Below are 25,989 nucleotides of genomic sequence, written 5' to 3' on the forward strand. Positions count from 1 at the left end.
CCCTGTCACGGCGGAGGTCACCGGTTCAAGTCCGGCCGGGGTCGCTGGAATGGTTAAACCCGGTTCTGCCGGGTTTTTTCAACTGTTCACTGGCTCTGTAGCTCAGTTGGTAGAGCGAGCGACTGAAAATCGCTAGGTCAGCGGATCGATGCCGCTCGGAGCCACCAACGAAACCTCGCCTTTGAGCGAGGTTTTTTTGTTTCCCCATTCTTTCTCCCGGCCACCCGCTTCAAGTCATGCCGCATGCCATAAGACATCAGGCGGCATCAGGCGTGCACCGCGCCCCGTCGGGCGGGCGCACGCACGGCGATTCACGCGATCCTCCGCTCCACCCAATCGATGACGTACGGCGCCACAGCCTCAATCTGATCGATGGCGACCTGGAATTCACGCATGCCGCCGTACCATGGGTCCACCAGATCTATGGCGTCCTCACGACCCGGCTGCGGCTTGGGCAGCCGCGGGTCGAAACTGCGATACATATGCACCTCGGCGCGTTTGCCGGCCGGCAGCTGACGCAGCAACGCCCGCATATGCGAAGCGGTCATGGGCAGGAACAAATCGGTGCGCTCGATCTCCTCCGGGGTGATGCGGTGCGCAAAATGATCCTGCGGGATCTCAGGACCATAGCCGCGCTCCTTCAGCACACGCACGGCACGCGGATCGATCGGATGGCTCCACTCCTCGTCGGAGACACCCGAGGATTCAACGCTGATCTTCGACGACAGTCCGCGCTTCTTCACCACATGGCGAAGAATGATCTCACCCATCGGAGAACGGCAGATGTTGCCGGTGCACACGGTCATGATGGTATATGGCTTAGCAACGGTCATAATCGGCCTCTCAGCGTGTTTTTGCAAAGGTGACGAAACGATATGCGGCCACACCGTCGTCGATGCTCTCAGGAGTGCGCCACGGGGTCTTATCGACGATCCTCCACAGCCCGGCATCCACCAGCGCGGCGATATCAGGCGCATACGCATCGGCATTGACCTCGGCCTTCAGCATCGTGACATACGCCTTGTCCGCCAATGGCAGCGCCTCGCGGAACAACTGAGCGCCCCCAATCACCCATATCTCGGAACGTTCAATGCCGTCATCCGGAATGGCTTCCTGACGAGCCAGATCCAGCGCGGCATCAAGACTGTCGACCACCGTGGCGCCGGGCGCGACATAGTGGGGATTGCGCGATACCACGAAATTGTCGCGACTGCGCAACGGGCGATACTTCACATCCAAAGACTCCCACGTACGCCGGCCCATAATCACCGGATGGGAAACGGTCAGATTCTTGAAATGCCGCATATCTTCCGCACAGTGCCAGGGCATGCCACCCTCAAAACCAATGGCGCCGGCGCGACCGTCCCTATCGGTCGCCTCAGCCCAAATCAAATTCACCGAGAACGTTTTGAGCATATCGTCGCCCCAATCCTCGGTCTCGCCAGGCCCGGACTCGCCGGGCTCAGGTTCGTGATAGCCACTGCGACTGCTACTGTCATGCTCCATTTCAGTTCACCTCTTGAATGCGGTATTCAGGACTGGGCCACAGTCTATCGGCCGGCTCAGACCGCCACCGGAGCCTTGATGGCGGGATGATGCCGATAGCCGATGATGTGGAAATCCTCATACCGATAGTCGAACAGCGAATTGGCCCTATCGATCTCAATCGTGGGGTACGGATACGGATCCCTCCCCAGCTGGGTCAGCACCTGATCGATGTGGTTGTCGTACACATGGCAGTCACCGCCGGTCCACACAAACTCCCCCGGCTGCAACCCGGTCTGCTGCGCCATCATCAGCGTCAGCAGCGAATAGGAGGCGATGTTGAACGGCACCCCCAGGAACATGTCGCACGAACGCTGGTACAGCTGGCAGCTCAGACGCCCGTCGGCCACATAGAACTGGAACAGCGCATGGCAGGGAGGCAGCGCCATCTGTTCCACCTCGGCGGGATTCCACGCGGAGACGACCATACGCCGGGAATCGGGATGATGCCTGATCAGATCCAGCACATTGGCGATCTGGTCGATGGTGCGATTGGGATCCTCAGGGGTCGGCGCGGGCCAGCTGCGCCACTGCACGCCGTACACCGGGCCCAAATCGCCGTTCTCGTCCGCCCAGTCGTCCCAGATATGCACATTGTGCTCAAGCAGATAGTTGATGTTGCCGCCGTCCGAACCGTTCAGGAACCACAACAGCTCATAGGCCAAGCCTTTGAAAAACACGGTTTTCGTGGTCAGCAGCGGAAAATAGGAGCTCAGGTCGAAGCGCATCTGCTGCCCGAACAGCGATATGGTGCCGGTGCCCGTGCGGTCGGATTTCAGCGTGCCCTCAGTCAGGATCTTGCGCACCAGATCCTCGTAGGGCATGGGGATATCCGTCTCGGGGCGGGCAGGAATGCGGTCGCGGATATCCGCGAGCTGTTGTGAAGTCAAAGCCATGACGCTTAGTCTATCGCTCCTGCGCTCGGCAGCGCCGACCGGTCCGGGCATTGCGCTCTCAGCATGAGCGAAAGCCTCCCGATGAATCAGGGGCCCACACTGACGAGCTCCCACGCTACATTGGATAGCGACCAATTCATCTTCGAAGGAGCGCATTATGGGCAAGCGACTGTGGGTCGAGAAGAACAAGGACGGCAGCTGGGACGCTTTCAGCGACGACGGCGCACACATCAAGTTCGGCAAGGGCACCGGCGTATTCACCCCCGGAGACCTGATGAAGATCGCGCTGGCCGGATGCGCCGCCCTGTCCAGCAGCTTCGCCGTGACCTCCGCCCTGGGCGACGACAAAGGCGCCCGCGTGGTGGTGGACGGCACCTACGACGCCGATAACGACGCCTACCTCAACTTCAACGAACAGGTTGTGGTGGACGCCATCGACGCGGGCCTGAGCGATGAGGAAGCCGACAAGCTCAAGGCCCGCATCACCGCGCATATCAACAAGGGATGCACGGTGAAGCACACCTACGAGCAGGCCACTCCGGTACGCATGGACGTAACCGTGCGCCACTGATCGCCCTCCCATAGACAGCAGCGGGCCGGGCCGCCACGATTGATGGCGGCCCGGCCCGCTGACGCATATATGGGCGAAGCCCGCCCAATCCCGAGCGGCCCCGTCGCGCCTCAGTGCAGCGGATCGATGGTGGATTCGATGGACTGGGCGACTTCGGGATCGGCCTTGGCCACGGGAACCTTCTCAACGCCCTGGATGTCGTCCAGCGCCTTCGGAGCCACATCGGCGGGCGAGGCCGGTACGGTGTCCAGCTGCTTCTCGGCGGCCTCAACATACTTGCGCGGCACCACGTACACAGGCGTCACGGCATGCTGCAACAGCCCCTGGCTGGTGGAGCCCAGCAGCAAACCGGTGAAACCGCCGCGTCCGCGCGAGCCCACCACCACCACATCATGCGTATGGCTGGCCTCGGTCAGCGCATTAACGGCGGAACCGGGCACCACGCACTTGTTGATGCTGAGATTCGGATGCTCCTTCTGCAATGGCTTGATACGAACCTCCAAATCATCGAGATACGAGCCCATGACACCCTGCTCCTCCTCGGAGTCGGAGCCGGTGATGCCATCCACCTTCGGCACTGCGGAGATCACATCGAGTTCGGCGTCCCAGCTGTCGGCGAATGCGGCGGCGATATCCAGTGCCTTGAGCCCCCACTTGGACTCGTCCGATCCGACCGCCACCTTGGTGATGGTGTTGTTGAGGTGCATGAGGTTGCCGTCGTCATCGGTGTAGGGAACCACCACAATCGGGCAGTAGGCATAGGCGGGCAGCGACGACGAGGTGGTGCCCAGCAGACGCTCGGCCAATCCGCCCTTGCCGCGATTGCCAATCACGATGAGATTGTAGTTACGGCTTAATTCGACGAACACCGAAGCCGGATCACCGGTGACGATCAGCGTCGCCGCCTCGACACCCTGCTCATCGGCGATGGCCTTGGCTCGGGAGAGAATCTCCTGCGCGTCGGCGTGGGCCGCGTTGTCATCCCCCATCGCGGTGTATGTGGCGTCGAACGACACCGCGGCATAGCTGGGCAACGAATACGCGCAGACAATCTGCAGCGTCAACCCCGCGTGCTTGGCATAGTTGGCCGCCCACCATGTGGCCTTGTAGCTGGCGTCCGATCCATCGACGCCGACGAGAATGGCCTTATCGTTCGTCATGATGACCTCCCTTGTTATGCGGGCGACGCCACGATGCGCCCCCTCGATACCAGAATACCGCGGTCTCTAGGAAACACCTAGGAACCGCGGCACCTTACAAACAACGCCCGGGATTTCAGCCGATCAGACGGTAGTACTCCCAGCCCGAATACCAGCTGGTGCTGGCCACCAGCGTACCGGTGCGCGGCGTGGAGGCATGAATCATCTTGCCGTTGCCGATGTAGATGCCCACATGTCCGGGCTTCCACATGAGATCGCCGGGCTGAGGATCACTCACCTTGGTGCCTGCGCCGCGCTGTCCTTCGGAGGAATGCGGCAGCGTCACGCCGAAATGAGCGAACACGTATGAGGTGAAGCCGGAGCAATCCCAGCCGGAGGGAGTGGTGCCGCCATACACATACGGAACGCCCTGGAACTGCAGGGCATAGGCCACAACCGCCGCGGCACTGCCACTGGCGACCACGCTCTGCGAAGACGACGTGGTCGACTTGCCATCGGACGAAGCGCCCGAATTCGTCTTCGTGGTCGCATTCGTCGTGGTTGTGCCGGTTGATGCGGCGGAACGCTGGGAGGAACGCGACGCACTCTGCTGACGCGTCGCGGCGGCAGAGGATGCCTGCCGGTTCTGCTCCGCGGCCGCCGCCTGCGCCGCGGCGTCTTTCTCGGCTTGCGACTGGGTCTGCGGCACATTCAGGTCTTCGACGCCGCCCCATGCGGCATCGTTGTCCACTGAAACGGCGGCGGATTCGACCAGCAGATCAACACGCGACGCGTCAACCTTGGGGAAGGAGCGCATGGATGTAACCACGGTGGCGGAATCATCGGCAACCGCCGCAGGAACCACGCCGGCAGTCAAGGCGACCACGGCGAGGACTGAAGCCAGTGCTGAAAAAGATATGCGTAAATTCTTCATCGTTTCCACACAATACCATACGAATATTGACATGAGACCCCGGAACGGAACGTCCCATAGACAGGCCCATAGGGAGAACAGGCGACACGCCATGCACAGCCGACGGCGATCGACGCACCGCGGCAACCGCCGCTCGCGCCCGATCAGTAGTGGATGTACTGAAAATCGTGCACATTCGTGAACGTTCGGCTGAAGGTTTTGCCGTGATAGCTGGCACCGCATTCGGAAGTGGTGATCGAACCATCCGGATTGATCGCCTCGACAATGGCCACATGGCCATACGCGGAGCTCGCACCCTCCTGCCCCTGACGGAAGACCATGATATCCCCCACGTTACGCGGAGTGTCATCAACCCAATAGCCAAGCGAACGGGCGCTGTCGGCCCACATATAACCGTTGCCATAATGCGTGCCGACGGGCAGCCCCAGCTGATGGCGACGGGTGTACGCCCACCAGGTGCACTGGCTGAAGGCATAGGACGAGCCATAATCGTTCGTCGCATGGTTCGGGTTGAAACCAGCTGGAATGTCGGCGGCGTTCTGCTCCATCAGCGCGGCGACCTGTGGATTGTCGGCCAGGGATTTGGACATCTGGCTGACATCGAGTTCGGTGTTGGAATCCCCCAACGACCATGATCCATTGGAGGAGTCGGAAGACCCATCGACCAATGAATCATCCAGCACGTCGGTCGAATCCTGAGACTGATCGCCATCGACATTCGCCGCGGACACCTCAGCCCCGTCGCCGTCCAAGGCGGCACGGGACTGGGAACGGGAAGCCGCATCGGCGGTGGAGCCATTCGTCACCTGGACGGCGGACTGCCGGGCGTCGGCCACGGCCAGCCTTCCGCCGTCAACGCCGCTGAAGGGGTTGGCGAAGGCAACGGCGCCCGCCGCGGCGCCGAACAGCACGGCCAAAGCGGATCCTGCCATGATGTGGTTTTTCCGGGCGCAGGCCTTAGCGGCTTGACGCATGGCCCGACGGGTTTGCGGTGCGACCTCATTCAATTTGTCGGCCAATGCGGCGTCGACAACCGGCGTGAACGCCATTGCGGAGCCGGAGCCAGCGGCCTCGACGGCCGCGGCGCCGCGCCTCCCCCTGGCACCGGCGAGATAATCCGAGAAGGAAGACGAATCCGTGCGCCGGGCGCTGCGGGCCGAACCGGCCTTATGCGCTGCATGCCTCATAACCAATCACTCCTTGCGGTGCCGGGAACGTCAAACTTCGAAGGGTGCCACACAACCACTACACCCGTGGCTACTGTACACCGGCAGGAAGAATGGTATTGTGTCGATCGGCGCGGGCACATCCGTGCACCGAACCATCCCGCCACACGTCGTTTCCCGAAATCACAGCGATGCAGACGCATCAGCCACATATGCCGCGATCTTCGCGATCAGGGCCGGGGCCGGCGTGTCGCATGCAGCCGCATCCACATATCCACAATCCACATCGGCTCCATCGAGCGGCCACCGCGGTGCCCACGACACGAAGGCGTTCCATTATATAGCGTTCATCTTCCGCCCATCCCCGGCACTGGCTAGTGTGGGGGGCATGACTGAAGAACTGACCATTCCCGCCGCGATGCTACCCGCGGACGGACGCTTCGGCTCCGGCCCCAGCAAAATCCGCCCCGAACAGGTCGCCGCGCTCGACGCCGGAAGCAAATACCTGCTCGGAACCTCACACCGCCAACCGCCCGTGAAACATTTGGTCGCCTCCATCAAAGAAGGACTCGCCGCCTTCTTCTCCATGCCCGCCGACTATGAGATCGCCTTCGGCAATGGAGGCGCCAGCGCATTTTGGGAGGTGGCATGCGCCTCACTCATCAACCGCCGCGCCGCGTTCGGCGTCTACGGCTCATTCTCCGCAAAATTCGCCCAATCGGCGGCCAAAGCGCCATTCCTGGAAGATCCGGCGGTGTATGACGGCGAATACGGAACCTGCCGCCTGCCTGAATTCACCGACGGCGTGGACGCATACTGCTGGGCGCACGACGAAACCTCCACCGGCGTCGAGGCGCCGATCCGCCGCGTTCCGGGAAGCAAGGAGCAGGGGGCGCTCACACTCATCGACGCCACCAGCGCAGCCGGCGCGCTCCCGGTGGACATTCGCGAAACCGACGCCTACTACTTCTCCCCACAAAAAGCCTTCGGCTCAGACGGCGGCCTGTGGGTGGCCGTACTCTCCCCGGAAGCGGTGGAACGCGCGGCATCCGTGGAACGCTCGGCCACACTGGATGGAGCCCGCCGCTGGGTGCCCCCGTTCCTGTCTCTGACCAGCGCAATCGCCAATTCACGCAAGGACCAGACACTCAACACCCCCGCCGTCGCCACGCTCATCATGATGGAGAACCAAGTGCGCTGGCTGAACGACAACGGCGGTCTGCAATGGGCCACCGCGCGTTGCGCCAAATCCGCTTCCCTGCTCTATTCCTGGGCCGAGCACAGCGACTACGCCCACCCGTTCGTCAGCGACGGGTCAATTCGCTCCCGTTCGGTGGTCACCGTCGACCTGGATGCGTCGGTGAACGCCTCGCAGGTGGTGGCATTGCTGCGCGAGAACGGCATCGTCGACACCTTTGCGTACCGCAAACTCGGACGGAACCAGCTGCGCTTCGGCGTGTTCCCGTCGGTGGAGCCGTCTGACGTGGCCGCGCTGACACAGTGCATCGACTATGTGGTGGAACGCCTCTAGGACAATGTCAGAATGGCGTTGACGCCAGCAGGAACGAGCCCGCCGCATTGCCGACGGGCTCAATTCGTATGTGTCCGGCCGCGGCGGGAACGAATACGGCCTGCCCCTGCCGCAACACGCGATCCCCCTCATCGTCGGCGCAATGCAACAGCCCCGAACAGCACAGCAGCACACGCGGCCCCTGCGACGGCAGGGCAATCCGCCGGGACTCCCGACGAATCACCGAATCGCCATAGCGCGCGGCGAGACGACGCAACACCGGCCAGACGGACTCGGACTGGCCCTCCGACGCCCCCACGCGGCCGTACGCCAGCATGAACTCATTCACATGCGGCCGGTACGTCGCCACGTCACGGGTGACGAAGGTGCCGAACGACGCGGCACGAGGATCGACCGGAACCGCGGGACTGCAGTTCAGCGAACGCAGCAGGTTGGGAATGTCCTTATGCTTGGGCGTCATGCCGGCGCGCAGCACATTATCCGAATTCGTCATGATTTCAGCGGCGGTGCCGCGAATATAGGCATGCGGAAGACCAGCCGGAATGAACACCGACTCCCCCGGACCCAGCCGCACCGGATTCATCAGCAGCAGGGCGAGCACGCTGGGATCATCCGGGAACGCCGCTGCGGCCTTGCATGCGTTGTCGAACGCCAATCGCATGGTCCGACGCGACGGCTGCAGCGGTGAACCCTCCGAGTCCGCCAAACGCGTCAGCGCGTCGCACAGCGCATCCGCTACCCCGGCGGATCGATCAGCAGGCGCTGTGACCGCCAGATGAAACGCCCGGAATATGCGCCGCTGCGATGACGTCCAATAGCGGCTGGCAACGGGCATCATCGCATCAGCCACGACGGCATTCGGTGACGGCTTGTCCCCGGACAGGTCGGCGACCATATCCGCGGCCACAGGGTGATCGACCAGTTTCAGCATGCGCCGGGGCAACGCGCCCGGCATAAAACCCACCGACGCCTCAAAGGGCTCCAGCGCGACGACCATCTCATGCTTCGCCAGCATGTCCTTGAAGGACCGCTCCGGGGATTGCCGCGGCACCCCGGCGTCCTGCTCGCGGTTGTAGCCGGCCCGGGCCTCGAAATCAATCGGATGCACTTGCAGCGACAGCGGGATGCGGGCTGAAATCACCTTGAAGAGGTATGGCAGCACCGGGCCGAACATGCGGGAGGCCGTTGGGCCAACCATATAGTCGGTATGTCCGCGGATCGCATCGTCGAGATTCACAGGCCCGGGGATGTCCGGCGCATCGGCGTCATGCAGCAGCGACGGCGAACCGGCATGGCCGGAGAACCACATCTCGGCCAGGGGACCTGGAACGCCCGGTTCGCCGGCCGGTCCGAGCGTACCGCAGTCGCGGAAAAGTCGCTGCAGGCGATCATAGGACCCCCAGGCATAGCGTTTCGGCACGGCTTCAATCGCAATCACGCTCGGGACTCCTTTCGACTCACTAAGCCTACCCCGCGCGATACAGTGAAGTCCATGAAGTTGGCGCCCATATTCGACCCCGCGGTCCGCAACCCCGCCCCCAAACCCATGCAGGTGGATCTGCAGAAGGCGTTTCTGGCGGTCACCACGCTGTGGGTGATCGCCCTGGCGGCGGTCACCATCCTGATGGCGCTGGAGATTTGCGGCATCCGCCCGCTGATCGTATGCGTGTCCGGCACCGGAATCGGCATTCTGCTGTTGATCTGGGAGCACTTCCACCGTTGGGACTACCGGCGCCTGGGCAAATGATGCAACCGGATGCGCCGCGTTCCCCCGTCACCGGGCCACAGGCAACGACAGACTGAAGGTCGAGCCCGATTTGGGGCTGCTCCACACGGAGGCGGCGCCATGATGGCTGAGCGCCACATGCTTGACGATGGCAAGTCCCAATCCGATGCCGGCACCGGTGCGTTCATTCTGTTCCTTGCCCCGATAGAAGCGCTCGAAGATATGCTCCTGCTCGCTTTTGGGGATGCCGCACCCCTGATCGATCACACGCACCACCGCATGGCCACCGTCGGAGGAGGCGGTAACGGCCACACTGACCGAGCCGCCCTCATGCGAGTAGGCGATGGCGTTCTCCACCAGTTTGGTGATGGCCGCGCGGATCTGGTCGCCGTCACCGTTCACCGTCAGCCCCCCGTCACCGCAGATCGACAGGCGTATATGCCGCTGTTTAGCCATGGGCATGCACCGGTCCACCACGCTGCGAGCCTGGCTCAGCAGCGACAGACGGTTGGCGCTTGACGCCACAATCGGCTCCTGCGCGCGGATCAGCAGCAACAGGTCGGCGACCATGCGGCTCATACGCCGACCCATCCCGCGCACGGCATCGGCGTCCCCGATAACGCGATCGGCGTTCTGCGCATTGTCCCGCAGATCGCGGGCCAGCGCATTGAGCTGCCGCGTCGGCTTCATCAACTGTTCGGAGACGTTCTCGATAAAGGCCTCTCGCGTACGGGCGAACATCACCATATCGGTCACGTCCTCAAGCAGCACCACGACGAAATGCTCGCCCAGCCGGCCGACCGTCGCCTTCAGCCAGTAGCCATGCGACACCGATTGCTCGTCATCAGCGCCGACGGGCACCACGCTGCGCGTCGATGTGGTGATGTCAAGACTGGTTTTGCCGCCGGTCCCGCGAATGGCCCGAATCGTCTCCAGCACCCGATCGTCCACTATCTCGTCGTCGCGCACCAGGCCGAAACGATACGCCTCAGGACCGCAGCGCACCACACTGTCGTCCGCGTCCACCACGATTGGGCACAGCGGCAGCATCGAAAGCAACGCCGCCGTATCATCATCCAGGTCGTCAACCGTCGACTCCCGATGCTGGGAGATCATGCCGTGGGCTTTTCTGAAGCGATGCCACCACGCGTCAGCCATACTGCCCAGCGGCACATTGCCCGTTCTTTCGGCCAGTTTGTCGTGCACCACGCCCCAAACCGCGAACGCGATGCTCACGAGCACGGCCAGGCCGATCATGCCGAACACGAGAAATATGACGGCGGAGACCCCTGAATTATTCGTCATGGTTTCATTGTTGCAGATCGTCGCAGCCCGCACACCAACGACACGACCGACAATCACCGCTATGGGCGGACACGCCATGGAGCGAGCCGATATGAATCGCAGGTAAACAGTTTCATGAACATTGAGCCAACGCGCGGTTTCTTTTTCCCGCCAATGTTGGCGGCAAACAGTGTCGCCTCATACAATGGATCAGGTATAACCCGAGAGGAAAGGCTTAGCAATGCGCGTTATTTTCAACGAGGAGCTGAAGAACGTCGCCGATGACCTCGACCGTATGGCCCAAGACGTCACCAAGGCAATCAAGGGCGCCGGGGCCGCGCTCATGAAGTCCGATGTCGAAGCCGCCCAGACCGTCATTGACGGCGACATCGAGATCGACGCTTTGGAAACCAGCATCATCGACCAGTGCGTCAAGCTGCTGGCCAAGCAGAACCCGGTCGCCACCGACCTGCGCGTGGTGGTTTCCACGCTGCGTCTGGCGGCGACATTCGAACGCATGGGCGATCTGGCCAAGCATGTGGCGGAAACGGCACGTCGCACCTATCCGCAATCCGCCCTGCCCGACGAGGCCAAGGCCATCGTCACGCAAATGGTCGAATTCCTGAACACCACGGCCGACAAGCTGACCATCATGCTTGCCGATCGCGATGCCAAGGTCGCGGAGAAGATCATTCTGGATGATGACAAGCTTGACGAGCTGCACCATGAAACCTTCGAGCTCATGCTCTCCGACAAGTGGACGGGCACCAAGCAGCAGCTCATCGACATGGTGCTGATCGGCCGCTTCCTGGAGCGTCTCGGCGACCACGCGGTTTCCGCCGCCCGTCGCGTCACCTATATCGTCTCCGGCTTCGACCCCAGCAAGAAGCCCGGCCCCGACGAGGGCACCGACATCGACTGAACCGGCTGACGGCTCCTCGTCACCGTTCCCATAACCTCACACCCCGTCCGGTCTCTCGCAGCCGACGGGGTTTTTCCATGTCGCGTCCGGCCATACCCGTCACGCTGTCGCCACATCCCGCTGCTACGCGTCCGGCTGACCGGCGACCTCATCGTGATAATGCTGCCAGGAACGGCGAATATGCTCATACATAAGTCGGCCAGCGGATTCGGCCTCGCCATGCTCAATGGCATCGGCGATGGCAACATGCTCGTTCCAAGCGTCGACGCCGCGAGGATGCGCGATATTGGCGGTGAAATACATACGGGATTTTTTGATCATCAGATCTATCATGCGCCGAAGGATGGGATTGCCGGATAGCTGCGCTATACGGTCATGAAAGCGCTCGTTGACGTTGGAAATCAGCTTGACGTCCCCGCCGCCGTCCTTGAGAAAGACCTCACGCCCATAGTTGGCCATGGTGGACAATTCGGCGATGGCCGCATCATCGGCCGCCCTGCATGCCAGAGCGGCGGCGCTTGACTCCAATGCCATGCGCACCTCGTATATGTTTTCCACCTCGCTGGGATGCGGCACATGGACCTTGGCGCCATGGGACTCCTGGATGTCAACCCATTGGTCTCCCTGCAAAATCAAAAAGGCCTCGCGAACGGGAACGCGGCTGACGCCGAGCCGCTCGGCCATGCCAAGCTCGGTGAGGCGAGTCCCCGCCGGCAATGCCCCGGAAACGATGAGTTCCGTAATCTGGTCGGCAACCTGATTGCGCAGATTCTGTCTTTTGGGAATAGGCTCGATGGGCAACGCGTCGAGCAACGCCCCAGCCGACGGCTCTTCAGCCACATGCCTCGACGAATCCCGCGCATCCATTCCAATCCCCTCGACCATATACTGTGTCGGCTGCACGACGATCGCCGTGCAGCCGATTTTCTCTCAGTATACTGCCCTTCCGCCGCACGCTATGCGGATCAGAGACATGCGATATTGCTGTCGGTGCGCGACTCGGTACCTCCTATCAGGGTGCCCGATTCGTTGCGCACAATCATCTGGCCACGCCCAAAATCCGCCGGTTCGAGACTCATCATCATCTCATGCCCCAAGCGGCCCAGCGAAGCGGCGATATGCGGATCGAAACGGGATTCCACCCGCACCGCGTTACCGTGGTCCCAGCGCCAGCGGGGCGCGTCAAGCGCCTGCTGCGGATCAAGGCCGAAGTCGATGTAATTCGTCGCCACCTGCACATGCCCCTGAGGCTGCATATAGCCGCCCATCACACCGAACGGACCGACGGGCAGCCCGTCTTTCATGAGAAATCCGGGGATGATGGTGTGGTAGCTGCGCTTGCCCGGCTTGAGCGCGTTGGCCCGCGTGGGATCCAGCGAAAAGTCGGCGCCGCGGTTCTGCAATGCGATGCCCGTTCCCGGCACGACGATGCCGGAGCCGAATCCCATGTAGTTCGACTGGATGTACGACACCATATTCCCCTCGCCGTCCGCGCAGCACAAATACACGGTGCCGCTGCTGGACGGCGTCCGGGTGGTGCGGATCTCGGCATGATCGCCGATCTCCGAAGCCTTTCTGGCACCATATTCCGGCGTGAGATACGAAGCATAGTCCACATCGGTGTCATTGGGATCGGTAACCGAATCGAAGGCGTCCGCGAAGGCGATCTTGATCGCCTCAAACTGCCGGTGATACGTCTGTGGATCCTCTTTGGAGGTGAACTTGAAGTTCTTCAGGATGTTCAATGCCATCAACGCGACGATGCCCTGCCCGTTCGGCGGGATCTCGCACACTTCGTAGCCACGGTAGGACACCCTCAGAGGCTCGACCCATTGCGGCCTATAGGACGCGAGATCCTCATAGCGCAGATATCCTCCGGCGGCGCGGCTGGCGGCGTCAATGGCCTTCGCGAGATCCCCCTCGTAGAAGGCGCGGGCCTGGGTCTCCCCGATCGCCTCAAGCGTGTCCGCATGATCCGGCAGGGTGACGACGTCACCCACCTGGGGACATGCGCCGTTGCTGGTGAAGGTGTCGAACCACGCGTCAAAACGGCCGTCCTCATTGCAGGAGGCGTATTTGGCCGCCGCGCGCTTCCAGAAATACGCCAGATTGGGCCCGACGGCATACCCATTGCGCGCATAGTCGACCGCAGGTGCCAGATCCTCGGAAAGACTAAGCCTGCCATACCGCCCATTGATGGCCGCCCAGGCGCCCGGCGCTCCAGACACGGTGACGGGACTCCAGCCGAGCACCGGCATGTGGCCATGATCCACATTGCCATCCTCACGGAGTTTGTCGATCGAAATGCCCCGGGGCGCCGGACCGCTGGAATTGAGGCCGACCAGACGCTGTTCCCTGGCGTTCCACGCGATGCAGAACGCGTCGGCGCCGATGCCGTTGGCGGTCGGCTCCGCCACCGTAAGAGCGGCGGCGGCCGCCACGGCCGCGTCAAAGGCGTTGCCGCCCTTGAGCATGACCTGCAGACCGGCCGCGGACGCCTGAGGCACCGAACAATTCACCATGGCTTTACGGGCGTACAGCGGAAAACGCTGCGATGGATACCGCTGCGCCAATGGATCAAACATATGTTCCTCCCAATGATAAAAAACGCTAGGATAAAACCACTACCGGGACCGATGCGTCGACGAGGCGTTCGCACGGCCGAAATCGGGGTGCGGGATGGCGGTTAGCAGCTGTTTGGTGTAGTCGGCCTTCGGATGGTCGAAGACGTCCTCGATGGGTCCCTGTTCCTCAACCGTACCGTGGCGCAGCACCACAACGTTGTCGGCGAATTGGCGGGCGACGCCGAGATCGTGCGTGATGAACAGATACGTGTACCCCTTCTCCCGCTGAAGTTTGCGAAGCAGCGCGAGGATCTGGTCCTGCACCAGTACGTCAAGTGCGCTGACGGCCTCATCCAGGATGAGGATTTGAGGCTCGATGGCCAGGGCGCGTGCGATGGCGACGCGCTGGCGCTGGCCTCCCGACAGCTCGCTGGGTTTGCGCGCGGCCGTTTCGGCGGGGAGGTCCACGTCGTCAAGCAGCTCAAGCACACGTGCGGCGCGCTCTTCCGCGGTGCCCCGACGGGCCACGTCCAGCGGCTCGCGGATCACGTCACCGATGGTCCATGTCGGATCGAGGCTTGCGTACGGATTCTGGAAGACCGGCTGCACAAACGTACGGATATCGTGCATGCGTGCATGATCGCCGGCGTCGACCGGCTCGCCATTCGCCATAATGCGACCGGAGGTTGGCGTCTCCAGTCCAAGGATCATGCGGGCAAGGGTGGTTTTGCCGGATCCCGACTCGCCCACCAATGCGGTGGTGGTGCCCTTGGCCACGCGGAAGCTCACGTGGTTGGACGCCGTCAGCTTGCGATTGCGGGCGCCTCGCACGGCATATTCCTTGACAATGTCGTCGACCTCAAGCGCAACAGTCCCGTCGGAGCCGTTTCCGTTGCCCTCTCCCCAGTCCTGCGACTCGATGAGGCCGGGAGCCGCCGCGATAAGCCGACGGGTGTACTGATCGCCGGGATGCAACACCACTTCCTCGGCGACGCCGTTCTCCACAATACGGCCATCGTGCATGACGGCGATCCGGTCGGCGCGTTCCGCGGCAAGCGCCAGGTTGTGCGTGATGAACAGCAGCGTTGCGCCACGCTCGGCAACGAGTTTGACCATATGGTCGAGAATCGTTTTCTGCACGGTCACATCAAGCGCACTGGTGGGCTCGTCGGCAACGATCAGGCTGGGGTCGCGGGACAGGGCGATGGCGATGAGGATGCGCTGGCACATGCCGCCGGAAAACTCGTGCGGATACTGGCGCATGCGACGCTCAGGCTCGTCGATGCCGACCTCCTCCATCAGATCGATCACGCGCCGGCGCACCTCGCTGCGTTTCGTGAGGCCACCCGCGCGGATCGCATCGGCGATCTGATCGCCAACCCTCATCGAGGGATTGAGGTTGGTCATGGGATCCTGGGGCACATAGCCGAGCCGCCCGCGGCGAAATACGCGCCAATCCTTGGGGCGCATGGAGTTCGGATCCACACCGGCCAACGTAACGCCTCCCGCGGTGATGTGCTCCCCGGGGGCGTACAGACCCAGCAGCGTGGAGATCAGCGTGGATTTGCCCGAACCCGAAGCGCCGACAACGGCATAGATATCGCCCGGATTCACGTCAAGATCGATGCCGTGCAACACCTCCTTGTCGCCATAGGCGACCTTCAAGCCGTGAATGGAGAGCAGCGGGGCGTTGCTCTTGGTTGCATCATTCATGTTCTCGCCTTTCACTGCAGGCAGTCCTTGACCGCGTCGCCCAGAATGTTGAAGCTCAGACAAATCAGCGCGATCACCAGACCGGGGAAAACACCCATATACGGATCGACGCTGATGAACTGCTGCGCATCCGACAGCATCACGCCGAGACTTGGCGTCGGCGGTTGGATGCCCAGTCCCAGGAACGAGAGCACCGCCTCGCCGAGAACCGCGGCGGGCACGATGATCGTGGACTGCACGATCACGGCGGGCAGGATGTTCGGCAGCACATGGCGGACCAAGGTACGCTGCTTCGTCGAATTCAACGTATACGAAGCCGTGACGAAGTCAAGGGCCGTGACGCGAAGCACCTCGCCTCGGACGATGCGAATCATCTGCGGCACATGGGCTATGCCCAGTGCGATCACCACATTCGTCAGATTCGCGCCGTAGATGGCGGCCAGGGCGACAGCGATGATCAGCGACGGGAACGACAGCATGACATCGGTGACGCGCGAGATAATGCCGTCCGCCACCTTCCACTGCCCTGCTGCCAGGCCCAGGGGCACCCCGATCGCCAGGCAGAAGACCACGGTGAGTATGCCGACGATCAGCGAGGCCCTCATGCCGAACAGTATGCGGGAGAAGATATCCCGCCCGAGGTTATCGGTGCCGAGGGGATAGCCGACGGTGCCCGGCACCTGGAACACCGCGCCGAAGTCGGTCTGCTCGGGCGTATAGGGCGCCAGCACGGGCGCGAGAACAGCCGTCAGCACAATCAGCGCGCACAGGACCAGTCCCGCGACGCCGGAAGGCCTTGACACCAGGCGCCCCCAGAATCCTTTCGGTTTGACACGCCGCAAGCCCTTGTCGCGGGATTCGGCTGCCGGTGTCGTATGGAGCGTTGCTGAACTCATTGCAGGCCTCCCACCTTGATACGCGGGTCAAGGAACGAATACAGGATATCGACGATGAAATTAATGACCACATACGTCACGGTGATCAGCATGACGACGATCTGAATCACCGGATAGTCGCGGGAGAACACCGAGTCGAGGATCATCTTTCCAAATCCCGGAAGACCGAAAATCGATTCGGTGACCACCGCCCCGGCGAGCAGCCCGCCAAGCTGAAGTCCCACAATCGTAACCACCACGCCCAGCGAATTGCGCACGCCGTAGCGCAGCAGCACACGTGCCGGGCTCAGCCCCTTGGCATTGGCCGTGACGATGAAGTCGGAACGCATGGTCTTCCTCATCGAGCTCTTGGTCTGACGGGTGATCGAGGCGATCAGCTGGAACGCCAGCACGCTGGCGGGAATGACGAGATGATACAGACTATCGCCAAAGTTCACGCCCGGCGAGACATACCCCGAGGCCGGGAACCAGCCCAAGCCAACGCACAGCGCCTGAATCGCGAGCATGCCGAGCCAGAAGTTCGGGATTGACAGGCCCGCCACGGCAAGACCCCCCACGATCCAGGACGGCCAGCGACCGTCATAACGCTCGGCGATCACGCCGAACACCAATCCCACGATGACGGCCAGCGTGATCGCGAACAACGCAAGCTCGACGGTGACGGGAATCGTGGTTGCCAGCATCGACTTCACCGACGTTCCAGTGCGCAGCGACTGGCCGAAATCACCGTGCACGAAGCGATTGACGAACCGCACATACTGCACCCACAACGGCTGGTCGAGCCCCATTTGGGCCCGCGCCTCGGCCAGGCGCTCCGGAGTCGCCTCCTCACCGGCCAACGCCAACGCCGGATCTCCCGGAAGCAGACGCGCCCCCAGGAACACCAGAATCGAGGACACAACAATTGCTATGGCCGACTGCCACAATCTCGTCAAGGCGTATCTCAGCATATGCGGTTCCTTACTTCTTATCGATCGGATGGGCTACAGCCCGGACTCACTGCACGAATGCGGCATGAGTCAGACGCACCACGCCGTCGCCATACACGTCCACGCCCGCGACGGAATGGGTGACGCCCGTCAGATACCGCTGGCGGTACAGGAAGATGTACGGCATGTCATCGCGCATCACATCAATGGCCTGGCCATAGAGATCGGCGCGCTTCGCGGTGTCGGACACCTGGGACGCCTGCTTGATCAGATCGTCGAACTTCGCGTTGGAATAGCCGTCGTAGTTCATCGAGCCGCCGGTGGTGAACAGCGCCTTGGAGTTGCCGTCCGGATCGATGCGGCCGGACCAGCCCATTTGGGCGGCGTCGTCATAGTTGCCGTTGTTCATGTTCTCGAGCAGCGAGGTGTATTCCACCGGCTCGATCTGCAGGTCGAAGCCGCCTTCCTTGACCTGCGACTGCAGCGCCTGCATCATCTGCAGGCTGGACTGGGTGTTCGAGACCTGGACCTTGACGGTCAGCGGCACGCTAACGCCGGCGTCCTGCAGCATCTGCTTGGCCTTGGCCGGATCGTGGGGCAGGCAGGTTCTGGAGGTTTCCGAGGCGAAGGGGCTGCTGTCGGAGATGAACGAGCAGGCCTTTTCGTACAAACCGCCGTATACGCTCTGAACCAGCTGGTCACGGTCGACGGACATGTCGAAGGCCTGGCGAATGACCTTCTGCTTGGCGAAATCGGTGTTGAGATCGCCGACGGGCTGTCCTACGCCGTTGACGTTGCCGACGTTGACATACAGTCCCTGGAAACCCAGCGAACTGACCGACATCATCGTGATGTTCGGATCCTCGTTCAGCGTCGCGACGTCCTGCGGGGTCAGATTGTCGGCCACCTGCACGTCGCCGGACTTGAGATTCTGGGCGCGGATCGCCGCGTCCTTGATGATCTTGTACACGATCTTGTCGATGTGCACGTTCTTGGCGTCATAGTAGTTCGGATCCTTTTCGAGCGTGATGCTCGTCGAGGGGACGCGTTCGACGACCTTGAAGGCACCGACGCACACCGGCGCTGAGGCGAAGTTGTCCCCGAGCTCGTCAAGGGCCTTGGGGCTCATGATCATGCCGGCGCGATCGGCCAGGGCGGCGGTCAGCGGCGCATAGGGGGACGACAGGTCGATTTCCACCGTGTATGTGCCCGTCGCCTTGACATCCGTGATCGGTCCGAGTTCGGACTTGCGGGCCGATCCCTTGAGATTCAGGTCCCTTTCGAGCGTTTTGACGACGGCCGCGGCGTTGAAATCGGTGCCGTCGGCAAATTTGACGCCTTGTTTGACGTCAAACGTGTAGGTCTTGCCGTCTTCGGAAATCGTCGGATCCGAGGCCGCCAGCAGCGGCACGGTGTCGCCCTGCGCATTGATGTCGTACAGTTTTTCGCAGGAATTGGCGAAGACGTAGCGCGAATAGAGGGACGACGACAGGGTCGGGTCGAGCTTGTCCGGGTCGGAGCTCAGCCCCATGGTCAGGGTGCCGCCCTCCTGGACATTTTTGCCGTCCAGCGAAATGCTGGTAACGTCCGTGGACGCCGATTTCGCCTGTTCGCTCAGCGAATTGTTCTGCACTGCGGTTCCGCAGCCGGACACCACGCCTACCAGCGTGGCGACCGCGGCGATTGCCGACAGAACCCTCAAACCTGTTTTACGCATGGTTCCCTTCTTTCCTTGTTCTCACTTGTTGTTGGATTTCTTCGCCGCCACCCACAAGCTCCTCACCAGTAGGAAGACAAGGTAGGCGGCGAACAGCATTGCATTGACCCGGGCCGAGACGGCGGAGGCGACGAGATTGCCGAGCGGGGTCATCACGCAGGCGCATACGCCGATGATGAGGCCGACCTTTACGTTGACCAGACGGCGCCTGGCATTGGAGACCGTGCCCGAAATGGCCCCGGGAAACATCGCGAGCAGGGAGCTGCCGCGGGCGACGAGATCGCTGGCCTGGAACAGCAGCGACAACGCGGGGACGAGAATGGTGCCGCCGCCAATGCCCAGAATGCCCGACAGGATTCCGGTGACGACGCCGAAGGCGACCAGCGCGACGCCCGACAGCACGGTCAGGTGGATCACGGAATCACGGGAGGGAATGAAGATGAACTGCTGGACGATCACCAGGAGCAGAAAGACCACGAAAGCCCACTGCAGGATCTTTTCCGGCAATCGCGACAGCAGCCAACTGCCGATCTGGGCGCCGATCACAATGCCCACGGCCAGCAGGATCGCGGCCACCCAATCGACGTTGCCGCGCGCCGCGTAGCTGCCCACGCCCACGATGGAGATGGGGACGATCGCGGCCAACGAGGTTGCCGCGGCATTACGCTGCGTCATGCCGCACCATACCAGGGTCGGCACGATGATTGTGCCTCCGCCGATGCCGAACAATCCGGATAGGAATCCCGCAAGCACGCCCACGCCGGCCATGACCAGGACGTTGCGTGGCGTAAGCGCCGTCTCGTGACTGTCAGTCATATGTTCCTCTCACTCGCCTCTCGTAACTGTGTACTGTATACACTTTCTTGGTTGATTGTGTTATGGAAATGTAACGTCTCACTGTGTGAGCCGCCGTCACCGCTCGAATTGCGTCTCGCCCCCGATGACCACGGCATCCACTGCGATATTCGCGATCTCCCCGACCGGCACGACATGCGGATCGTTCTCCAGAATGGTGAAGTCGGCAAGCTTCCCCGGCTGGATGGTTCCAACCTCGCGTTCATGATGCGAGGCGTAGGCGCTGCCGAAGGTATAGGCCCGCAACGCCTCATCCAGACTCAGGCGTTCACCGGGTCCTCCCAGCACCAGACCGGACCTCGTCCGGCGCGTCACCGCCCCCTGGATCGCCCACAACGGCGACAATCTGGCGCTTGGCGCATCGGTGCTGCCGGGGATGACGGCCCCCAGCCTCACATACGACCCCGCACGGTCCGCCATCATGGCGCGCCTCATGCCGATGACCTTGACATAGCCGTCCCCGTAATCGGGAATGAAACTCCCCTGCGGCACCGGCACGATATGGTCGGCCACGAGCCTGGCGATCATATCGTCGCTCATCAGGCCGCAATGCTCGATGCGATGACGGGCATCGCGGCGGGGGAACAGCCGCTGCGCCCGCTCGATGGCGTCAAGGGCCAGCCTCACCGCATTGTCCCCGATGGCATGCGCGGCGACCTGCCATCCGGCGCGATGCAGATGCGCAAAGCCGTCGACCACCTCATCGCGATCCCATTGCAGAACGCCATGGCCGCCCACCCCCTCATACGGTTCGGACAGACTGGCGGTACGACTGCTGAACGCGCCGTCGAGCACGATCTTGCATGCGCCAATCGACAGCATGTCGTCGCCGAATCCGGTACGCATCCCGAGATCCAACCCGAACGAGGCGGGACCCGGCCCAAGCCCATCCACGTCATGAAGCTTGGAATACAGCGGCATCAGCGTGCCGCGAAGCCGCATCGCGCCGCATTCGACGGCCTTCTGAAACACATCGATTCTGGTGACGCCCGCCTCGGCATAGCTGCTGAGCCCCATCGACAGCGCATAGTCGGACGCCACGCGCAAATCCTCGACCAGCTCACTCTCGTCCCGATCGGACACCAGACGCTTGAACACCCTCGCGGCATGCTCGCACACCAAGCCGGTTACATGACCCCCGGCGTCGCGTACCAACTGGTCCGGACCATATCCCTCCATGGCGTCGGGATCCGGGAAACCAGCCAGGGCAAACGCCCGGGAATTCACCACAGCCGCATGATGCGACAGATGCTCCAAATACACCGGATGGCCGGCGCAGATCTCATCCAGTTTCGCCAGCGTCGGATAGCCGCCCAGATCAAGCTGGTTGAACCCCCATCCGATCACCCAACGCCCGGGTTCCGCCGACCGGCAGGCACGGGCGATCGCATCGTACAACCCCTCAAGATCGCCGACGGAGGCGGCGGAGAGGTTGATCTCATTGAGATTGCGGCCCAGCACCGACAGATGGCAATGGGCGTCGTTCAATCCGGGACACAGGTACCGCCCGCCAAGATCGATGCGCTCCCGCGCCCCGAGACCCTCGATCCCATCGTCCAGCGCCGCTATGCGCCCATTGGACACGGCAACGGCGTGAGCCCACGGATGGGCGGGATCGAATGTCTGGATGCGGGCGTTCTCCCAAATCGTATCGAAGCGAAACGGCATCACCGCTCCACAAGCGCGGCGTTGGCAAGACGGATGATCCCGTCGCCGTACACGCTGACACCGGCCACCTGGGACGACACGGCGGTGAGATAGCGCATCCGATACAGATAGATGATCGGGCTGTCCTCACGAATCAAATCGGCCACCTGGCCATACAGCTCCGCGCGCTTGGAGGTGTCGGCGGTGGTCTTCGCCTGGTCAAGCAGCTGGTCCACCTGCCGGTTGGCATAGCCGTTGAAGTTCATCGAGCCGTTGGACTGCAGGAACAGCGAAACGTTCTGATCGGCATCCAGGCTTCCGGACCATCCAAGCTGCGTGACATCGTATTTGCCGGCGTTGAGGTTGGACAGCACGGTGGTGGATTCCGCCGGCTCGATCTGGATGTCGAAGCCGCCCTCTTTGGCCTGCGACTGAATGGCCTGCATGACCTGCAGCTGGGCGGGGCTGTTCGCCACCGAGACCTTCACGGTGTACGGGGTGGTCACGCCCGCATCCTCCAGCATCTGCTTGGCCTTGGCCGGATCATGGGGCAGGCAGGTTTTGGAGGACTCGGAGGCGAACGGAGTGGAATCCGACACGAAGGAGCAGGCGGAGGAATACAATCCGCCGAAGACGCTTTCCACCAGCTGGTCGCGGTCGATGGACATGGCAAGCGCCTGGCGGACGACCTTCTGCTTGGCGATCGGGGTGTCGATCTGGCTGCCGGGCTTCCCCACGCCGGCCGTATTGGCGATGTTGATCTCAAGCGCCTGATATCCGTAGGAGGGCGCGGACATGACGGTGAGGGAATCGTCGTCCTTCACCGACACGACGTCCTGCGGGGTCAGATTGTCGGCAAGCTGCACGTCGCCGGACTTGAGGTTCTGCGTGCGGATCGCGGAATCGGTGATGACCTTGTACACCACCTTGTCAAGATGCACATTCGCGGCATCGTAATAATTCGGATCCTTGACGAGCGTAACCGATGTGGACGAAACGCGGCTGTCGAATTTGAACGGCCCCACGCACACCGGAGCGGTGCCGAAGTCGTCCCCGGACTCATCAAGCGCCTTGGGGCTCATGATCATGCCCGCCCGGCCCGCCAGCGTGGAGACGAGCGGTGCGTACGGTTCGCTCAGATCGATTTCCACGGTTGATTCGTCCAGGGCCTTCACCTGGGAGATGGGGCCGAGATCGGATTTGCGGGCCGATCCCTGCAGATTGAGGTTGCGCTCGAGTGTCTTGACGACGGCGTCGGCGTTCAGGTCGGTGCCATCGGCGAATTTCACGCCCTGTTTCACCGCGAAGGTGTAGGTTTTGCCGTCTTCGGAAATCTTCGGTTCGGCGGCGGCGAGCAGCGGGACCGTGCTGCCCGAGGCGTCCACCGTGTAGAGCGGCTGGCAAATGTTGTTGAGCACCTGGGTGGAGGCAAGCGACGACGTGGTCGTGGGGTCGAGCTTGTCGGGATCGGAGCTCAGCGTGAGGGTCAGCGTCCCGCCTTCCTGGATCTTCTTGCCGTCGGCGGGAATCGTCAGGACGTCGTTGCCCGCCGCCTGCGAGGCCTGAGCCCCAAGACTGTTGTTCTGCACCGCAGTGCCGCACCCCGCCATGCAGAACAGTGAAGCCAGCGCAGCCGACATTGCGGTCAGCGTCCTTTTCGCCCTGTTCCATCGTGCCATGTTCATCCCTTGCATCTCCCGGATTCCCGTATACGGATCGTTTCGCTCATTCTCGCGATACACGCCGTCGCCCCAACGTCTTGGGGACTCCGGCGCCTACCTACAATTGCGTACTGTATACATTGTCGGACCGCAGGAACATGGCTGTGTCTCACGTAGTGACATGAGCCGACCACATGGACCGCCATGGACGCGCATGGCGGGCTCATAGCGAAAAGGGACAGCCCGGAGGCTGCCCCTTAGTAGAAAAACACCCGTTCTAGCGAAGCGTCACTTCTGACCCTGCGCGGCGACGGCGGCGGCACCGGCGGCTGCGGCCTCGGGATCGAGGTACTCGCCACGCGGCTTGACCGGCTTGAAGTTCTCATCCAGCTCATACAACAGCGGGATGGCGGTCGGGATGTTGACCTTGGCGATCTCCTCTTCGGAGAGGTTGTCGAGCATCTTGACGATGGCGCGGAGGCTGTTGCCATGGGCGGCGATCAGCACGGTCTTGCCGGCCTTGAGCTGCGGCTCGATGTCGGACTTGAAATACGGCTCGACGCGCTTGACCACATCGGCCAGGCACTCGGCTTCCGGCACCGGATCACCGGTGTAGCGAGGATCGCCGTTCTGGGCATACTGATCGTTCGGATCGATCTCGGGCGGCGGGGTGGCGTAGGAGCGGCGCCACAGCATGAACTTCTCGTCACCGTACTCCTCGCGGATCTCGGTCTTGTTCTTGCCCTGCAGGGCGCCGTAATGACGCTCGTTGAGACGCCAGCTGCGCTCCACCGGGATCCACAGACGATCGGCGGCGTCAAGGGCGATGTTGGCGGTGTTGATGGCACGACGCAGCAGGGAGGTGAAGACGATATCCGGAAGGACGTTCTTCTCCTTCAGGAGCTCGCCTCCGTGCTTGGCCTCAGCTTCGCCCTTCTCGGTCAGCGGAACGTCCACCCAGCCGGTGAACTGATTGGTTTTATTCCATGCGCTCTGTCCATGACGGAGCAGTACTAGTTTGTAAGTCATACCCCGCAGTCTATGCGAGGTAACGGACGAATCATAAGCGGCTGCGACCATACCGTGCTCGCCTGCGAAATATTCGAGAAAAGGCGGCGCGCGGCAAGCGGGGCGCCGTGATCTATATGAAACTCGCCTGCCAGGCATTGAGCACAAACGCACAGGCGACGACCAGTGCGGTCATGGAGCACAGAGGCAGCGCCTGACGCCATTGATCGCGTCGGACGGCTGCAATGGCACGCGAAGTCAGAACAATGCAGCATGCAATGCAGATCACCGCCGCAAGGCCCGCCCACCCGGCAACACCCCACATCCCACCGCCGCAATCAACCCCATACTCCACACACGCACGCTCGGCATCCACTTGCGCAGGCACGGCGACAAGCCAGCCCAGCAGCGCGACATACACGGGCACCGGCATGGCGAATATCACCGTCAGGACCTCGGCCCATCTCATCACCCGCGCATGCCAGCACTTACCCGTCTCCTCGCCTACGCGCACCATCAGCGTGCGTTTGCCATGGGCGGCGTCATCGTTGAGATCGCGCAGATTGTTCACCATCATGACACCGACGGACAGCAAACCGCAGATCACCGAACCGGCCGCTCCCGTCACGGTGATCGATCCGCTGAGCACATACTGCGTGCCAAGAGCCGGCACCAAGCCGAAGAATATGAACGCGGCCAGCTCCCCCAATCCCCGATACCCGTAGGGATGCCGCCCATTGGTATACCCCCAGGCAGCCAGCAGACAAACCGCGCCAAGTGCGATCATCCACCAGCGGCCAGTTATGCCGATGACGGCGAGCCCTGCCGCGCAGGCGATCATGGCGGCAATTCCGGCAGCCAGCAATACCTGTCTGGGATTCGCCCCGGAGGCGACCAGCCGACGTGGACCGGTGACCTCGCCATCTCGTCCGACATCCGTGCCACGCACGCCATCCGCATAGTCGTTGAGATAGTTCACCGCGATCTGCAGACCAACCGCCACCACGATGCACAACACCACCGCAACCGCAAACCACGGCCATGAAAACGCACAGTGTGTCAACGTGTCGGCAGACGCGCCATCCCACTTCTCCACCATTCGCCCCGCAGATGCAGGGCACGGCCGCATACCGCCCAAAGCCCCCCATCGCCAACTGGCGGCCGCCCCGATCAGCACCGGGGCAAGCCCCAGCGGCAGCGTTCGAGGACGAGCGCCACCCACCCACAGGGCCAGGCTGATGTTCGAAGACGAAGAATCGTTGTTTACCACGATTCCGCTATAGTA

At 62.3% G+C, this 25,989-nt stretch carries 23 protein-coding genes and 1 tRNA gene; 5 read left to right on the top strand and 19 right to left on the bottom strand.

Annotated elements, in window-relative coordinates; translation table 11 throughout:
* Positions 1-91 precede the first annotated feature (91 nt).
* A tRNA-Phe gene (locus tag B2994_RS00570) sits at positions 92-167 on the top strand.
* A gap of 144 nt (positions 168-311) precedes the next feature.
* Here the strand turns inward: B2994_RS00570 and B2994_RS00575 are convergent.
* The 3 genes from B2994_RS00575 to B2994_RS00585 are packed head-to-tail and all read right to left on the bottom strand — an operon-like array spanning position 312 to position 2,369.
* Positions 312-833 carry a low molecular weight protein-tyrosine-phosphatase gene (locus B2994_RS00575; protein WP_291526472.1) on the bottom strand — a complete coding sequence of 174 codons (522 nt, stop codon included), beginning with the start codon at positions 831-833 and terminating at the stop codon, positions 312-314.
* A gap of 10 nt (positions 834-843) precedes the next feature.
* Complete coding sequence (locus B2994_RS00580) at positions 844-1,506, bottom strand: dihydrofolate reductase (protein ID WP_291526473.1); 663 nt, start codon at positions 1,504-1,506, stop codon at positions 844-846.
* Positions 1,507-1,562: 56 nt separating this feature from the next.
* The gene (locus tag B2994_RS00585) at positions 1,563-2,369 is read right to left on the bottom strand and encodes a thymidylate synthase (RefSeq protein WP_291526515.1); all 807 of its coding nucleotides are present in this window, start codon (positions 2,367-2,369) and stop codon (positions 1,563-1,565) included.
* 229 nt (positions 2,370-2,598) lie between these two features.
* Between B2994_RS00585 and B2994_RS00590 the strand changes: the two genes are divergently transcribed.
* Positions 2,599-3,012 (top strand): OsmC family protein, encoded by a 414-nt coding sequence (locus tag B2994_RS00590; protein WP_291526474.1) that lies wholly within the window; start codon positions 2,599-2,601, stop codon positions 3,010-3,012.
* A 110-nt stretch (positions 3,013-3,122) separates the two neighbouring features.
* Here the strand turns inward: B2994_RS00590 and B2994_RS00595 are convergent, their stop codons facing one another.
* The 3 genes from B2994_RS00595 to B2994_RS00605 all read right to left on the bottom strand — a co-directional run bounded on the left by B2994_RS00595 (position 3,123) and on the right by B2994_RS00605 (position 6,272).
* The gene (locus B2994_RS00595) at positions 3,123-4,172 is read right to left on the bottom strand and encodes a universal stress protein (protein WP_291526475.1); all 1,050 of its coding nucleotides are present in this window, start codon (positions 4,170-4,172) and stop codon (positions 3,123-3,125) included.
* A gap of 115 nt (positions 4,173-4,287) precedes the next feature.
* Positions 4,288-5,037 (bottom strand): C40 family peptidase, encoded by a 750-nt coding sequence (locus B2994_RS00600; RefSeq protein WP_291526476.1) that lies wholly within the window; start codon positions 5,035-5,037, stop codon positions 4,288-4,290.
* Between the two features lie 191 nt (positions 5,038-5,228).
* Positions 5,229-6,272, bottom strand: a complete 1,044-nt coding sequence (locus B2994_RS00605) for a CHAP domain-containing protein (protein WP_291526477.1) — start codon at positions 6,270-6,272, stop codon at positions 5,229-5,231.
* Positions 6,273-6,639: 367 nt separating this feature from the next.
* Here B2994_RS00605 and serC point away from each other — a divergent pair, with 367 nt between their 5' ends.
* Positions 6,640-7,782, top strand: a complete 1,143-nt coding sequence (gene serC / locus B2994_RS00610; protein ID WP_291526478.1) for a phosphoserine transaminase — start codon at positions 6,640-6,642, stop codon at positions 7,780-7,782.
* 7 nt (positions 7,783-7,789) lie between these two features.
* On the opposite strand, the gene manA is transcribed toward serC, so the two are convergent.
* Positions 7,790-9,220, bottom strand: coding sequence for a mannose-6-phosphate isomerase, class I (gene manA, locus B2994_RS00615; RefSeq protein WP_291526479.1), 1,431 nt, complete (start codon positions 9,218-9,220; stop codon positions 7,790-7,792).
* A 54-nt stretch (positions 9,221-9,274) separates the two neighbouring features.
* Between manA and B2994_RS00620 the strand changes: the two genes are divergently transcribed.
* Positions 9,275-9,529, top strand: a complete 255-nt coding sequence (locus tag B2994_RS00620) for a DUF2530 domain-containing protein (RefSeq protein ID WP_291526480.1) — start codon at positions 9,275-9,277, stop codon at positions 9,527-9,529.
* A 27-nt stretch (positions 9,530-9,556) separates the two neighbouring features.
* Here the strand turns inward: B2994_RS00620 and B2994_RS00625 are convergent, their stop codons facing one another.
* Positions 9,557-10,813, bottom strand: coding sequence for a sensor histidine kinase (locus B2994_RS00625; RefSeq protein ID WP_291526481.1), 1,257 nt, complete (start codon positions 10,811-10,813; stop codon positions 9,557-9,559).
* Between the two features lie 220 nt (positions 10,814-11,033).
* Here B2994_RS00625 and phoU point away from each other — a divergent pair, with 220 nt between their 5' ends.
* Positions 11,034-11,714, top strand: coding sequence for a phosphate signaling complex protein PhoU (phoU, locus tag B2994_RS00630; RefSeq protein WP_291526482.1), 681 nt, complete (start codon positions 11,034-11,036; stop codon positions 11,712-11,714).
* Between the two features lie 123 nt (positions 11,715-11,837).
* Here phoU and B2994_RS00635 read toward each other — a convergent pair whose 3' ends face one another.
* The 11 genes from B2994_RS00635 to menA all read right to left on the bottom strand — a co-directional run bounded on the left by B2994_RS00635 (position 11,838) and on the right by menA (position 25,974).
* Entirely contained in the window at positions 11,838-12,581 is a 744-nt protein-coding gene (locus tag B2994_RS00635; protein WP_291526483.1) for a GntR family transcriptional regulator, read from the bottom strand.
* A gap of 98 nt (positions 12,582-12,679) precedes the next feature.
* The gene (locus B2994_RS00640; protein WP_291526484.1) at positions 12,680-14,299 is read right to left on the bottom strand and encodes a gamma-glutamyltransferase family protein; all 1,620 of its coding nucleotides are present in this window, start codon (positions 14,297-14,299) and stop codon (positions 12,680-12,682) included.
* Between the two features lie 39 nt (positions 14,300-14,338).
* Positions 14,339-15,991, bottom strand: coding sequence for an ABC transporter ATP-binding protein (locus B2994_RS00645; protein WP_291526485.1), 1,653 nt, complete (start codon positions 15,989-15,991; stop codon positions 14,339-14,341).
* Positions 15,992-16,002: 11 nt separating this feature from the next.
* Positions 16,003-16,887, bottom strand: a complete 885-nt coding sequence (locus B2994_RS00650; RefSeq protein ID WP_291526486.1) for an ABC transporter permease — start codon at positions 16,885-16,887, stop codon at positions 16,003-16,005.
* Complete coding sequence (locus B2994_RS00655) at positions 16,884-17,837, bottom strand: ABC transporter permease (RefSeq protein ID WP_291526487.1); 954 nt, start codon at positions 17,835-17,837, stop codon at positions 16,884-16,886. The genes B2994_RS00650 and B2994_RS00655 overlap by 4 nt, the downstream gene beginning before the upstream one ends.
* A gap of 46 nt (positions 17,838-17,883) precedes the next feature.
* Positions 17,884-19,533 (bottom strand): ABC transporter substrate-binding protein, encoded by a 1,650-nt coding sequence (locus tag B2994_RS00660; protein WP_291526488.1) that lies wholly within the window; start codon positions 19,531-19,533, stop codon positions 17,884-17,886.
* A gap of 21 nt (positions 19,534-19,554) precedes the next feature.
* Positions 19,555-20,349, bottom strand: coding sequence for a sulfite exporter TauE/SafE family protein (locus B2994_RS00665; protein WP_291526489.1), 795 nt, complete (start codon positions 20,347-20,349; stop codon positions 19,555-19,557).
* Between the two features lie 96 nt (positions 20,350-20,445).
* Positions 20,446-22,056, bottom strand: a complete 1,611-nt coding sequence (locus tag B2994_RS00670; protein WP_291526490.1) for an amidohydrolase — start codon at positions 22,054-22,056, stop codon at positions 20,446-20,448.
* Positions 22,056-23,714, bottom strand: coding sequence for an ABC transporter substrate-binding protein (locus B2994_RS00675; protein WP_291526491.1), 1,659 nt, complete (start codon positions 23,712-23,714; stop codon positions 22,056-22,058). Before B2994_RS00675 ends, B2994_RS00670 begins: the two co-directional genes overlap by 1 nt.
* 270 nt (positions 23,715-23,984) lie before the next feature.
* Positions 23,985-24,725, bottom strand: a complete 741-nt coding sequence (locus B2994_RS00680; protein WP_291526492.1) for a phosphoglyceromutase — start codon at positions 24,723-24,725, stop codon at positions 23,985-23,987.
* Positions 24,726-24,837: 112 nt separating this feature from the next.
* Entirely contained in the window at positions 24,838-25,974 is a 1,137-nt protein-coding gene (gene menA / locus B2994_RS00685; RefSeq protein WP_291526493.1) for a 1,4-dihydroxy-2-naphthoate octaprenyltransferase, read from the bottom strand.
* Between the last annotated feature and the right edge of the window lie 15 nt (positions 25,975-25,989).

Source organism: Bifidobacterium sp. UBA744 (genome assembly GCA_002298605.1).
GTDB lineage: Bacteria > Actinomycetota > Actinomycetes > Actinomycetales > Bifidobacteriaceae > Bifidobacterium.